At 41.9% G+C, this 13,589-nt stretch carries 11 protein-coding genes; 7 read left to right on the top strand and 4 right to left on the bottom strand.

All coding sequences use genetic code 11. The features are described 5' to 3' along the window. Positions 1–262 precede the first annotated feature (262 nt). From PseudUWO310_RS18845 to PseudUWO310_RS18835, 3 genes are all read left to right on the top strand, one after another. Positions 263–679 (top strand): hypothetical protein, encoded by a 417-nt coding sequence (locus PseudUWO310_RS18845; RefSeq protein ID WP_142604008.1) that lies wholly within the window; start codon positions 263–265, stop codon positions 677–679. Positions 680–762: 83 nt separating this feature from the next. Further along, positions 763–1,917, top strand: coding sequence for an AAA family ATPase (locus PseudUWO310_RS18840; RefSeq protein ID WP_142604006.1), 1,155 nt, complete (start codon positions 763–765; stop codon positions 1,915–1,917). A gap of 1 nt (position 1,918) precedes the next feature. Next, positions 1,919–2,551: a phage tail protein gene (locus tag PseudUWO310_RS18835; protein WP_142604004.1), complete on the top strand. Its 633-nt coding sequence runs from the start codon at positions 1,919–1,921 to the stop codon at positions 2,549–2,551. Between the two features lie 35 nt (positions 2,552–2,586). On the opposite strand, the gene PseudUWO310_RS18830 is transcribed toward PseudUWO310_RS18835, so the two are convergent. Beyond that, positions 2,587–3,711, bottom strand: a complete 1,125-nt coding sequence (locus PseudUWO310_RS18830) for a quinone-dependent dihydroorotate dehydrogenase (protein ID WP_142604002.1) — start codon at positions 3,709–3,711, stop codon at positions 2,587–2,589. A gap of 86 nt (positions 3,712–3,797) precedes the next feature. On the opposite strand from PseudUWO310_RS18830, the gene PseudUWO310_RS18825 reads away from it, so the two are divergent. Next, positions 3,798–4,025 (top strand): gas vesicle protein GvpG, encoded by a 228-nt coding sequence (locus PseudUWO310_RS18825; RefSeq protein WP_009625985.1) that lies wholly within the window; start codon positions 3,798–3,800, stop codon positions 4,023–4,025. Between the two features lie 155 nt (positions 4,026–4,180). Then, a complete protein-coding gene (locus PseudUWO310_RS18820) occupies positions 4,181–4,912 on the top strand; it encodes a pentapeptide repeat-containing protein (RefSeq protein ID WP_142604000.1) in 732 nt (243 codons plus the stop codon). A 91-nt stretch (positions 4,913–5,003) separates the two neighbouring features. Here the strand turns inward: PseudUWO310_RS18820 and PseudUWO310_RS18815 are convergent, their stop codons facing one another. From PseudUWO310_RS18815 to PseudUWO310_RS18805, 3 genes are all read right to left on the bottom strand, one after another. Continuing rightward, positions 5,004–5,618: a precorrin-8X methylmutase gene (locus tag PseudUWO310_RS18815; RefSeq protein WP_142603997.1), complete on the bottom strand. Its 615-nt coding sequence runs from the start codon at positions 5,616–5,618 to the stop codon at positions 5,004–5,006. A gap of 148 nt (positions 5,619–5,766) precedes the next feature. Then, positions 5,767–6,801, bottom strand: coding sequence for a PleD family two-component system response regulator (locus PseudUWO310_RS18810; RefSeq protein WP_223805752.1), 1,035 nt, complete (start codon positions 6,799–6,801; stop codon positions 5,767–5,769). Between the two features lie 55 nt (positions 6,802–6,856). Further along, positions 6,857–10,396: a PAS domain S-box protein gene (locus tag PseudUWO310_RS18805; protein ID WP_142603993.1), complete on the bottom strand. Its 3,540-nt coding sequence runs from the start codon at positions 10,394–10,396 to the stop codon at positions 6,857–6,859. Between the two features lie 382 nt (positions 10,397–10,778). On the opposite strand from PseudUWO310_RS18805, the gene mnmE reads away from it, so the two are divergent. Both mnmE and PseudUWO310_RS18795 read left to right on the top strand, forming a co-directional pair. Beyond that, positions 10,779–12,173, top strand: a complete 1,395-nt coding sequence (mnmE, locus tag PseudUWO310_RS18800; RefSeq protein ID WP_142603991.1) for a tRNA uridine-5-carboxymethylaminomethyl(34) synthesis GTPase MnmE — start codon at positions 10,779–10,781, stop codon at positions 12,171–12,173. Positions 12,174–12,721: 548 nt separating this feature from the next. Continuing rightward, positions 12,722–13,411 carry a DUF3122 domain-containing protein gene (locus PseudUWO310_RS18795; RefSeq protein ID WP_223805751.1) on the top strand — a complete coding sequence of 230 codons (690 nt, stop codon included), beginning with the start codon at positions 12,722–12,724 and terminating at the stop codon, positions 13,409–13,411. Positions 13,412–13,589 lie beyond the last annotated feature (178 nt).

Here is a 13,589-nt window from a genome sequence, read left to right as displayed (position 1 = left end):
TCCCTTAAGTCAGGAAATCAAACCCAATAGAGAGTTGCGGCGCGAAGCGCCGCAACTCTCTATTGGGTTTGATTTTGTCCTAACATTACTGACTATAGCTATAATACCAATTCCCAAAAGTGTGGCTACACTTTTGGGAATTGAAAACTAAACCCAGTAAGGGTTTTAAAATCACAAAATGGCAACGCCATTTTGAAAATTGGTATAACCCCAAAGATATCGATTAGAATGTATTACAAAACTACACATTTGCAGGAGTTTTATGGATACTATCGATTTAGAAAAGCTGGTGCAAAAAGGCTACTACGTCACATTAGGGGCAACATCATCGTTAATTGAGGTAATCCAAGATCCCATTAAACGTGAAGAGAACCTCAAAATGTTGGGACGGAGTTTAGATGAAATAACCCAAACTCTTGCTGAAAAAGGTGTGACGACGGAAGCAGAGGCTCGGAGCTATGTTGATAGTTTTATCTCACAGCAGGTTAGTGGTAAGTCTACCGACAATTCAGAAGCAGCAGGCTTAACTACAGTAACGACTACTGCGAAAACTGTCGATGATGGTGCTCCTGAAAAGTCCAATCAAAAAGTCAAGGCGAGTATGCGCGATGAGATCGAAGAACTCACGCAACAGCTAGCAAGTTTGCGTTCTGAATTAGAACAGTTACGTTCAAATTAATCAACAAGAGACGCTTTGCGTCTCTTGTTGATAGAAATAATTTTTAGATTGCGATCGCCTCAACCCTAATTCTATAAAAACCAGTGTTTACCGAAGTCCAAATCGAGAACTACAAGTCAATCCAAAGTCTCAAGATAAATCTGGGTCGAGTTAACGTGTTCATCGGTGAAAATGGTTGCGGTAAAACCAATATTTTAGAAGCGATCGCTTTAGCAGGTGCGGCAGCAGGTAACAAGTTAGATAATGAGTTTTTATTTTCTAGGGGTATCAGAGTTACCGAACCAGAATTTATGCGATCGGCTTTTGATAAAGAAAACATTACAAAAGAAATTAAAATTAGTCTACGAATAACTAATAATCCTCTATTAACATTTGTAATACAACATAAGAACCAACCTTATTCTAAGTGGATTAGCAATACACTTGCTTATGACGGTCGAATTCGAGACAATCCATTTTTTGACAATAAATTTTTTCAGAATTTAAAAAACCAACTCCAAGGAGGAAACCTTGATGATGAATCAATATTTAAATTGCAGATATATCTAAATCAATCACCGAATCCTTTAAATAATGATGGGATAGATGATAAATTCATGATTTACATGCCTGAGAATTCATCATTAAGAACTTTTGAAGAAGAGGGGCAAATTCAACCGTTAGGGATTAAAGGGCAGGGTTTACTTAAGCTTTTAGGGGCTTTAAATAGTAGCCCAGATAAAATCAATGAAATCAAGAAAAAACTTGAACTCATTGATTGGTTTGATGATCTTAAAATACATCAAGATTTTGATATAGAGAGAACTATCCAAATTAGAGATCGCTACTTAGACAAAGAATTACCTTACTTTAATCAAAGAAGTTCTAATGAAGGATTTTTATTTTTGATATTTTATTTTGCTTTATTTATCAGTGATGATACGCCAAAGTTTTTTGCAATTGATAACATCGAAAATGCACTTAATCCTAAACTATGCACGAGATTAATTCAAGAATTAGTAGAACTAGCCAAGAAATATGACAAGCAAGTTATACTCACAACCCATAACCCCGCAATCTTAGATGGTCTGGATTTGAATGATGACGAGCAAAGACTTTTTGCAATTTATCGCAATATGGATGGGCATACCCAAGCTAAACGAGTTGCTCCGTTAGAACCTTTAGATGATGGTGAGATAGTGCCTTTGTCGGAGGCTTTTATTAATGGTTATATTGGCGGATTACCAAAGAATTTTTAGCATGAATACTTTTGGCGGAATTGTAGAAGGTAAAACTGATTTCCCTATTATTAATAGCGCCTTGATAGGATATTTTAATAATAAAAAAATTGATATCAACTGGATTAATCCCCAAAATTTTAAAGCTGTATCTAATTACGACAAAGTATTTAAAAGCTGTAAGCCAGAAAAATTAAAACGAGCTTTTCTTGCCAATCAATATATTATTATTCATATTGATACCGACGTGTCTGAGAATTTTGGCATATCCCATTGCGAAGATGATATCCCCATTACTCCAGAACAATTGATTGATAAAGTCGTAGATAAATTTAAACAGGAGATGGGAGAAATTTTTTATAATCAGTACGAACATCGCATTATTTTTGCGATCGCAGTTCATTCGATAGAGTGCTGGCTACTTCCTCTATTAGCTACTGAAGATAAAAGCTCGGAAACTGAAAACTGTTGTCAAATTCTAGAAAAAACTGTTACAGGTTTTAGACCCAAAAACTACGGTTATTATCAGGAAATCACCAAAAGATATCGAGATCATGAAGATTTTTTAGCTTTGTACACCAAGAATCCCAGTTTAAAAATCTTTATCGACGAACTTAAAAGACGAAATATTACGATCGCTGAAGAACCAGAGTAAAGGAAAGGGGCTTAAGCCCCTTTCCTTTATTTATGCTATTTATGTGCTAAACCGATCGCTTGTTGAATATTATCCAAACCATGGGCATCAAGCTTTGTCAGTAAGCCTTGCAAAACCTGTTTGACAACTAAAGGTCCCTCATAAATTAAGCCCGTATAAATCTGCACGAGCGAAGCACCCGCCGTAATTTTTTGCCAAGCATCTTCCGCCGTGAAAATGCCCCCCACACCGATAATCGGTAAACTGCCATTGGTAGTTTGCCAGATCAGGTTAATGACCGCCAAGGAGCGATCGCGTACAGGTTGACCGCTGATACCACCTGCCTCCTCGGTAACGGGTTTACCTGTAATTGCTAAATGCGTAGTCGTTAGATTCTGGCGCGAAATCGTGGTATTGGTAGCGACGATTCCTGCCACACCATAGGACTGACTCGCCTTTACCACTTCGATAATGTCTGCATCATTCAAGTCAGGGGCAATTTTTACCAGAATTGGCTTATTTGCGGTATTAATGGGCTGTAACTCAGCAAGAATCCCACATAACTGCTCCGTAGCTTGTAAATCTCGCAGATTGGGCGTATTTGGCGAACTCACATTGACCACAAAGTAATCGCCAAACTCGTAGAGCGATCGCAAACTTTCAGCATAGTCAAACTTTGCTTCAGCAAGTTCAGTAACTTTGGACTTACCAAGGTTAATACCGAGGGGAATGCCGAGCCGATGATTTGCTAAATAATTTTTGAGATCGATCGCCGTAGCGGCTGCACCACGATTATTAAAACCCATGCGATTGAGAACGGCGCGATCGCGGGGTAGGCGAAATAATCTTGGCAATGGGTTTCCCGACTGCCCCTTAGCTGTAATTGTACCCACCTCCGCAAAGCCAAATCCTATATTTTCCCAAGCCCCGATCGCTTCCGCATTTTTATCAAACCCGGCCGCTAAGCCCACAGGATTATCAAATTTTAAATTCCATAGTTCCTGTGACAGCCGAGAATCGCTATAGTAAAAGAGAGACTTGGCGATCGCTTGCATTATTGATGACTCACTTATCCGACGACAAGTAGCGATCGCTAAATGATGGGCTGTTTCAGGCTCAAAGGAAAACAATAGGGGATGAATCCCATATTGATAGGCATATTTATAGGCAACACTTAACATAGGTTTAAGAAGAATAGGTTTTAGAGCCTGCCGTACGAATCACGACATACTCGGCTGTGATAAGAATTTAAGGAGTACATTTTTCAATGATATGGCAACTACTGACCGCACCCCTCGATGGGCTAGTCTGGATCGCAGAACAAATCGAAGAAAGAGCAACCACCGAGTTAGAAAAAACTGAGAACTTGCAAAAGCGACTCACCACTTTACAACTAAAATTCGATCTTGGCGATATCAGCGAAGCAGATTTCATTACCCAAGAACAAGAAATTTTAGAAGCAATGGAAGCAGAAATGGACGAAAACAAAGAATAAGATAGGGCGCTAGGCTTTTATACCAATTCCCAAAATGGCGTTGCCATTTTGGGAATTTCAAAACCTTACTGGGTTTGTTTTTTAATTCACAAAAGTGTTGTCAAAGTTTTGTGAATTGGTATTATATCTTATTACTGAAAAAATGGTGTAAAATAATGGAAATCAGCGAGCTAATTAGTAGCTACCAATCAGGGCGGCGCAACTTTGCAGGTGTCAATCTCAGTAAAACTGATATGAATGGAATTGACTTAAGTAATGCCGATCTAAGTGGTGCAAACCTTAGTGAATCGAGTCTTTATGGAGCAAACTTAAGCAATAGTAAACTCAATGGCGCAGATCTAAATAGAGCAAAATTATATCGTTCCAATCTCGTTAGTGCTAACTTTAGTGGTTCTGATTTGGGAGAAACCGATCTCAGCGAAGCTAATCTCAGTGACGCAAGACTATACGGAGCAAATTTGTACGGGGCAATTTTAAATAAGGCGAAATTACCTCGCGCTAAGCTGACGGGAGCCAATATGGGCAAAGCCAAGCTCAATCGCGCCGATCTCAGTGAAGCGATTCTCAGGGATGCCAGACTGTTTGGCGCAAGTCTCAATGAAAGTATGTTGCAGCGAGCCGATCTCAGTCGAGCGAGCTTAAATGGGGCAAACCTCAATAAAGCCATGCTATGTGAGGTTGACCTGACCTTTGCGAGTTTGTATGGGGCAAGTCTATGCGATGCCGATTTGAGCGAAGCCGATCTCACCAGTGCTAACCTCCAAGGTTCCGATCTCACGCGCGTAAATTTCTACAAAGCCAATCTGAGCAAATCTAAGTTTGCCGATACAGTTACCGAAGGGATGCAAACCAAGGAAGCTAATTTAACTGGCATTATTTGGAATTAGCTCTATAGCAATGTAGGTTTTGCACAAGCACATACCCAAAAAGATGAATGGCGGCGCTTCGCGCCGCCATTCATCTTTTTGGGGTCATTCCTTATTTATTCCCATAGGCTAACCATGCCAAATTCACCAAGGCGTTAAATATAGTTACCGCCGCGATCGCACTGCCCTTGCGCCCATCTACTCGAATATGCGGAATTAGTGAATCATTTAAGCGTGACTTGATTACATCAGTATCGATAAAGCCAGCAGGAGTACCAATCACCAGAGTGGGCTTTACATCCTCTAGTTCGATCAAATCTACCAAAGTGGCTAATGCCGTCTGGGATTCACCAATCACAAAAATAGCTTCAGGGTAGCGTCTTGCTAAAGTTTCAATTCCCCAAGCCGCTTGAGTTTTACCCTTTTGAGGACGAGTGATTGCTTCAACTGCGCAATAGATTGGATTAGCAAAGGTATCGCAGATTTTAGGAAATATCCCAGCTTGAACCATGGGCACATCGACAATGATGGTTGTACGGGTAGCGAGAGCGGTACTACCAGCCTGTAAGGCATGTTCTGAAAACCTGACCAAGTCTTTATATTCAAAATCTGCGGTGGCATAAATGACTTGACGCACAATCTCATATTCGGAGGGGGAGAAAGAATGCTCGCCAATTTCACTGTCAATTGTTGCTAAGCTTTGTGCGTCCGTAATATGCCATTCCATAGAGTTATGCGATCGATATTTAAGTTGAGAGTTTGCGACATTTTACATTTTTGCCGATGCAATCAGGTATGACCGTACCACATCAGGTGAATATATAAAACCCAGAGCTTTGATATAGCAGTCCTAAATCATTTGTAGATTTTGGGAATCAAGCTTCATCGGGAAGATAAATATTTTGCCTAACACAGTTGCGTCCCTCGGCTTTGGCGAGATATAGGGCGCGATCGGCAGATTTGAGTAGATGCACTACTTGAAAATCTTGCGGTGGGAAAAGTGTCGCAACACCACAACTAATCGTGACATGATCCGCAACTTTTGAGTAGGCATGGGGCAATTGCATCGATCGCACAATTTCGTTCGCCCTAATTGCCACATTCATCCCACCATCCGCATCGGTATTAGGCAAAATAATTGCAAATTCTTCGCCACCATAACGCGCCACCAAATCCGCAGGACGATTAGTGGACTTACTGATCGCCTGTGCGACTTCTTGGAGACAGCGATCGCCCTCTTGATGCCCGTAGTTATCGTTATAGTTTTTAAAAAAATCGATATCACATAGTACTAGGGAAATTGGCAGTTGCTCCCGATGCGATCGCCGACATTCCTGTTCAAGATATTCATCTAAACATCGACGGTTGGCAACTTGGGTTAAGCCATCAATGGATACCAACCGCCTTAATTCTTGGACGACGATTGCTAATTGTTGATTAGCAGCTTCAAGCTGCTGGCGCAGATTGGCTTGATCGAGCAGTCGGCGAACCCTTTGGCGCAATACCGCCCAATGGATTGGTTTAGTTACATAATCAGAAGCACCCACCTCATAGGCTCGATCAACGGATTCGCGATCTTCAAGGGCGGTAATAATTAAAACAGGAGTGTGATCTCCATGGGGCAGCTTTTGCAACTGCGAACAACATTCAAATCCATCGAGGATGGGCATCATCGCATCTAACAAGATCATATCTGGTTGGCATTCTTGGTAGATCCTTAAAGCCTCCATCCCATCGGAAGCTTCTACCACTTGATAGTTTTCCCGCTCCAGATAGCGCACCAAAATTTTTCTCATAAACAGATCGTCATCCACAATTAAAATCAGCGCAGGCTTGGATGGCGACAGGTCGAGAATATTTAGTTCTTGGCTAGGATGCTTATTGCGATCACTAATATCGTCGATTGCCATTACATAATTAGACAGTGAAATTAACATTAATCATAGATTCTTCTAATGTAAGAGTTTAGTGATATTTTTGCCGCTCTAACTCAGTTTTAACATGGGCAAATTCATCAGTAATTTTATTGATTTTGAGATCTAAACCCTCATATTTGCTATTACGTAGATTTGTTTCCAACTCATGGCATAGTATTGCTAGATCTTCTGCACCAATCACGCTGCTACTGGATTTTAAAGTATGGGCTGTCCTCAATATCTTTGCAAAATCTTTCTGTGCAAAGCTAGTATATAGCTCTTGGAGTAGCGATCGCGCATTATCTAAGTAACTATCAATCAATTCATTCAAAAAATTAGGATCTTCGCCACCGATATGAATGGCTGCCTCATGAAGAGTGGTCATATTAATTGAAGTCATAATGGATGAATTATTAGGAGTAGCCGCAGGACATTCTTGTAAAACTCTCACAAGTTCAGAGTTGCGGATTGGTTTACTGAGATAGTCATCCATCCCTGCGGCAAGACAAATTTCGCGATCGCCTTGCATGGCATTAGCCGTCATGGCAACGATGCGGGGTCTGGTCGCGAACTTACCATCTTGCCAGTTTTGATAGATTTTCTGAGTGGCATCAATGCCATCCATGACAGGCATCTGCATATCCATAAAAATTAAGTCATAGGGCTGTTGTAACAATGCGTCAATTACCTCTAGCCCGTTAGCAGCAACATCTGCACGATAGCCCATCCGCTGCAAAATATGGATGGCAACTTTTTGGTTAATCACATTATCTTCGGCGAGTAAAATCCTTAGGGGATGATTTCTTGCCATAAGCGGATCGAAGGCAAATCCCTTGGGATGATGATTGAGGACAGCAGGAATTTGAACTGTCGAGCGGTCATGATAATTTTCTGAATTTTTGGCGGCAATCTCAGTTTTATTGTCGGTTTTATTATCAGTTTTATATTTAGGCGAGTCTAAAGAAGTTAATTGTGAATCGGCAATGCTAATCGGTGTGAGTCGATCGCCATTGTTCACAGGTACAGTAATTGTAAAGTAAAAAGTAGAGCCCTGCTGGACATCACTCTCCACCCACATAGTGCCGCCCATCAGTTCACATAAATGCTTACTGATCGCTAGCCCCAGTCCAGTCCCCCCATATTGCCTTGTGGTCGATGCATCGACTTGGCTAAAGGGCTGAAACAACCGATAGAGGCGATCGCTGGGGATGCCGATCCCCGTATCCTTAACCGCAAATTGTAAGGTTCTTAATAATTGAGTTTCTTCGTAGCGATCGCTATAGAGATCGCTAGGATCGCAGCGCAAATAATGCGATATCTCCCTTTGGGAGATCGAAATATTCACAGACCCACGACTAGTAAATTTAATGGCATTACCAATTAAATTCGCCAAAACTTGGCGTAGCCTCGTCATATCGCCAACCACGATCAAATCCACATCGGGATGAATAAAATAGCCTAGGTCGATCCCTTTTTCGACAGCCTTAGCCCATAGTAATTCGATCGTATCTTCCAGACAAGTTCGCAAATCAAAGGTTTGTTCTTCTAGCTCAAGATGTCCAGATTCAATCTTAGAAAAATCTAAAATATCATTAATGATCGTGAGGAGGGTGCTGCCTGCATTGCGAGCAATCTCGACAAATTCCCGCTGTTCTCTGGTTAAATTCGTATCTAATAAAACCCCCGTCATGCCAATTACCGCATTCATTGGCGTGCGAATCTCATGGCTCATGGTTGCCAAAAATTCACTCTTCGAGCGATTGGCAGTTTCGGCAATAATTCTCGCTTCTTCTAATTCCGCATTCTGCTTAATTAACTGTTCGCGTTGGCGGGTTTCTTGGATGAGCAGTTGAGCTTGGGACAATGCAATACTAACTTGGTTAGCAACGGCTTTTAATAAATCAATTTCCTCGGAACTCCATGTATGGAAACTATTGCAATGATGCAATAAAATAATGCCATTGGTAAGGCTATGGGATGAAGTTCGGATCGCTAATAGCGATCGCAGTTGCATCCGATAAAATAATTCGCCAAATTCATCCAAATCTGGATCGGTATAAACATTGGCAATGGCGATCGCTTCATCTTGACTAGAAATTTTTTGCCCGAAAGCGCTATTTAGTAAAGGCAGTTCGTAGTCTTTGACGGAAAATATTTTTTCGGCTAATTGTTCGGATATTAGGGAAATTTGGGGTGACTGCAATGCGTCATGATTGGGATATTCTAATTTGTAGATCAAGCAACGGCTAGCGTGAAAAGCCAATTGGATCTGATGAGCCGCCGTTTGAAAAATACTCTCCACATCAAGACTCTGACGAATCTCATCGGTAATGCGATTGAGTAATACCGTGAGGCGCATTTGCCGCTTTAAGTCTTTTTCGGCTTCTTTGCGATCGGTGATATCGGATTGAATACCAATAAAATGGGTGACCTTACCCATATTGTCAAAGATAGGCGAAATATTTAATTCATTCCAAAATAACGACCCATCTTTGCGATAGTTCCGAATCACAACTCGGCAGGATTCCCCCTGTTTAACAGCATTACGAAGAATTTCTTTTTCTTGTTGGAATAGATCGCTTCCCTGTAAGAATCGGCAATTCTTTCCCATTATTTCGCTAGCTGTATAGCCAGAAATTTGTTCAAAGGCGGAATTCACGTAGACGATAGGATTGTTGGGCAATCGCACGTCCGTAATGACAATGCCATTCTGACTAGCGGCGATCGCTCTTTCCTGAAGCCGCAGCGTTTCTTCAAACTTTTTGCGATCGCTAATATCAAAGCGAATCGCCAAATATTGCATCGGCAGCCCGCGCTCGTCGAGCAAGGGGACGATCGTGCTATCTGTCCAATAGTAGGTACCATCTTTAGCCCGATTGCAAATTTCTCCCCGCCATACCTTCCCATTGGTGATCGTATGCCACAGATCGGCAAAAAATTCAGGGGAATGATAATCTGAGTTGATCAACCGATGATTTTGCCCTAACAGCTCAATTTCACTATAGCCAGAGATCTCGCAAAACTTGCCATTGGCATAGGTAATTTCCCCGTCTAAATTGGTGACAGCGACGATCGCCGCTTGGTCTATGGCAAATTTTTGAAACGCTAGCTCCCGCAGGGTTATTTGAAGTTGTTTTTCATTCTGTTTTCGTTTGGAGATATTACTGGCAACTAATAAAAATCCTGAAATTTGCCCCTCATCATCTTGCAAAGCAGAAATGGAAAGCATTACGGGAAACTGTTCCCTATCTTTGCGAATATATGTCCACTCAGTCTCTTCAACTTCTCCTAATTTCACTTTAGCGACAAATACCTCAAACCCCGCCGAGATAGAATATCCCAGTTCATTGGTTAAGGCGATCGCTCGTTGTTGGACTTCTAAGGGATCGTGAAAGTATTCGGGTGTAAAATTCCCAATTATTTCTGAAGCGGTATACCCCAACCAACTTTCAGCGGTCGCATTAAAAGCACGGATCACTCCATCAAGATCGGTCGCGATAATTGCATAGTTAACGCTATTGACGATAGCCTGATGCAGCTTCAAAGAATCCTTAATGGGATTCGTTTTATTCGTTGTTTTTTTGGTCATCCCCTTACTTGAAAAATTCCCGTACTTTGTCGGGTAAATTGGTAAATCGCCATTGATAATGTTGGCATAATTTAAGGAGGCTAGATGCGAATTTAATCCCAAAGCAGGTAAAGGTTCATATACTGCTAAATATATTGCTTATATGCTATGGAGTTACGAACATGTCACGGAGAGACTTAGATTTACCGCTCTTAAAACCCTTCTTGTAGTATCTATTCCCTCGAAACTGCAAGTTAAACCCTAGACAGCAAGGCATTGTGAAAGACTATTCTTGGGATTTAGTTTGGGATTATTTCTGAGATTTAGTTTGAGATTGAGTTTGCAACTAGGCTCTTTTCCTATTCTATACCATAAATCATTGATCAGTTTTTGAGAGTAACCTATGAGTTTATCGGACACAATCGCCGCGATCGCCACGGCAATTTCTCCACAACAGGGGAGTGTCGGAATTGTGAGGCTTTCGGGAGATCGATCCGTGGCGATCGCCCAACAAATTTTTGCTATCGGAGGAAAACAAGTATGGGAAAGTCATCGCATTCTCTATGGCTATGTCAAAAACCCAGTTACAAAGGCGATTGTTGATGAAAGCCTGTTGCTACTGATGAAAGCACCGCGCTCCTTTACCCGCGAAGATGTCGTAGAATTTCATTGTCATGGGGGAATTATGGCAGTCCAGCAAGTACTCAACCTTTGCTTAGAAAATGGGGCAAGACTCGCCGAAGCAGGGGAATTTAGTTTGAGAGCTTTTCTCAATGGCAGAATCGATCTTACCCAAGCCGAAAGCATTAATGACTTAGTTGGCGCGAAATCAGCGCAAGCCGCTCAATCGGCGATCGCTTCCCTAAGAGGGAAACTCGCTCAGTCTTTAAAGTATCTGCGCAGTAAATGCTTGAATGTCTTAACGGAAATTGAAGCGCGGATTGATTTTGAGGATGATTTACCCCCCCTTGATGGGGAATGGGTCAAGGCGGAAGTTCTGCATGTTGCACAGGAAGCCCAAGGAATCCTCGCGACAGCCGATCGCGGCGAACTATTGCGAACGGGGCTAAAAGTTGCCATTGTCGGTCGTCCTAATGTGGGTAAATCGAGTTTGCTCAATGCATGGAGTCGGAGCGATCGAGCTATTGTTACGGATTTGCCAGGCACAACTCGCGATGTGGTTGATTCGCAGTTAGTCGTCGGAGGAATTCCCATTCAAGTTCTCGATACGGCTGGAATCAGGGAAACGGAAGATATTGTCGAAAAGATCGGCGTAGAGCGATCGCGCCGCGCCGCGCAGTCTGCCGATCTAGTTTTAATGGTCGTTGATGCCACTGTGGGCTGGATCGCGCAGGATACAGAAATCTACGAGACTGTCTGCGATCGCCCGATTGTGTTGGTAATCAATAAAATCGATAAGATCGATCTTGCCATCGATTCCCTCACAATCCCCCTCGAGAAAGACCTGAGCAATGGAGATATTCCGATAGTCAGAACTGCGGCTTCACAACAAAGGGGAATTGAGGAACTCGAAAATGCAATTTTGCAATGTATTCACCAAGATCGCATCGCCGCCGCAAATATGGAAGTTGCGATCAACCAACGCCAGAAAGCTTGTCTGCTAAGAGTTGTACAATCCTTAGCTAATGTCCAAGTAGCGATCGCTGATCAGTTACCCCTAGACTTTTGGACGATCGATTTGCGATCTGCTATCAGTGCGATCGGTGAAATTACGGGAGAGGAGGTCACAGAGTCAGTACTAGACCAAATTTTCAGTAGATTTTGTATTGGTAAGTAGCTAAGCCCAGAGAGTATACCGCCCGCGCAGCGGGCGGTATACTCTCTGGGTTTTAAGTTTACTTGTAGCCTTAGCCTAAAAGATTCAGCGCTTTGCGCTCAAATCCAAACCAAGAAACTGTTTGAGAGTGTTGCGAAGCAACACTCTCAAACAGTTTCTTGTGGTTCTTTTGATAACTCAACCATTGGGATAAAACCCAAGAACAGAATGGCGGTGTGATGCACCGCCATTCTGTTTTATATCGTAATCAATCAATTTAATCAATTCATGCCCGTAGTTAAGCAATCTCCTGTCAGAGTTAAAAAATTCCATACGTAGACAGGCGCAATTACAGCGCATTGCGCTGTAAATATAAATATAAAACCTAAAAGCTGTAGCGCAGCCTGCACTACAGCTTTTGACTCTATTTTTTAGTTATGCCCAGCTACCTAGACTTTACATAGAGAAACCCTATGACATATAAGAAAAAATATAAGAAAAACATGCAAATTGCATTATTGAGATTTGCTATATCTGTATGTATATGTATATCCATAGGTTATTGCCTTTTGCTTGTTACTCAAAGCCAAGCCTTCGCGGCAATTCCTGAGAATACAAAATCTATATCTCAAGAAATAATCCCAACGTTAACAGAATCATTAACCCTGAAATCAGAGGTTGATAGCTTTCTCAATTCTATTCCATCAGGGTATTACACGATCGCTACCGTTAAGGAATTGAAAAGGGCAATCGATACGACTCAACCTCTTTTAGTAGATGTAAGCGAAACCTCTGAGTATCAAGGTAAAAAGATCGCTATCTCAAAAATTCGTGAACTCCAAGAGGGTTCTGGACAGATGGTATATCAAGTACGACAGCCTCTCAAGGATCAACATGGTAATAACTGGCAAGCGATCGCCTTTAAACGTATCAGAGAGGATGGAAAAACTAGCTTTTTTCTACGTTTGGTGGGCTTCCCTAAAGCAGCAGCAATAGATCACAGTCAACCCCTTACTTTGACTAATTCCCTAGGCAAAATCCTGACGGCTAACGACTCTTCTAGCGACATCTTTACGGATTCAGCTGATTCATTCGCTCCCGCGCCGAATGTCGGACAGTACGATCTGCAACCCATTTTATCGCAGCTACAAATTGAGCTTCCTTTAAAATTATCACTACCCATTATGGGAGATGAGGCTATTAGTTTGCCCGTTCCTTCTTCTTTTGTCGAGGAATGGCATGCAGTTGATAAATTATAGCCATAAAGAAACGTGAGTTCTGGATAATTTGAAACGGGGTTTGAGAAAGGGTTTGCGTAGCAAACCCTTTCTCAAACCCCAAAAGTAAAAGCCTTGCGTAGCAAGGCTTTTACTTTTGGGGTTTTAAAATTTACCAGCTTAATCCGAACTAACGATAAAGAAAAAAGGCTTACGCCTT

The organism is Pseudanabaena sp. UWO310 (assembly GCF_006861605.1).
In the GTDB taxonomy this organism is placed as follows: domain Bacteria; phylum Cyanobacteriota; class Cyanobacteriia; order Pseudanabaenales; family Pseudanabaenaceae; genus Pseudanabaena.
This window is presented reverse-complemented; position numbering and strand designations above follow the sequence as displayed.

Coding starts and splice junctions, on each gene's coding strand:
- PseudUWO310_RS18845 (WP_142604008.1), top strand. CDS start 263: ATGGATACTATCGATTTAGAAAAGCTGGTGCAAAAAGGCTACTACGTC.
- PseudUWO310_RS18835 (WP_142604004.1), top strand. CDS start 1,919: ATGAATACTTTTGGCGGAATTGTAGAAGGTAAAACTGATTTCCCTATT.
- PseudUWO310_RS18830 (WP_142604002.1), bottom strand. CDS start 3,711: ATGTTAAGTGTTGCCTATAAATATGCCTATCAATATGGGATTCATCCC.
- PseudUWO310_RS18825 (WP_009625985.1), top strand. CDS start 3,798: ATGATATGGCAACTACTGACCGCACCCCTCGATGGGCTAGTCTGGATC.
- PseudUWO310_RS18820 (WP_142604000.1), top strand. CDS start 4,181: ATGGAAATCAGCGAGCTAATTAGTAGCTACCAATCAGGGCGGCGCAAC.
- PseudUWO310_RS18815 (WP_142603997.1), bottom strand. CDS start 5,618: ATGGAATGGCATATTACGGACGCACAAAGCTTAGCAACAATTGACAGT.
- PseudUWO310_RS18810 (WP_223805752.1), bottom strand. CDS start 6,801: ATGGCAATCGACGATATTAGTGATCGCAATAAGCATCCTAGCCAAGAA.
- PseudUWO310_RS18805 (WP_142603993.1), bottom strand. CDS start 10,396: ATGACCAAAAAAACAACGAATAAAACGAATCCCATTAAGGATTCTTTG.
- mnmE (WP_142603991.1), top strand. CDS start 10,779: ATGAGTTTATCGGACACAATCGCCGCGATCGCCACGGCAATTTCTCCA.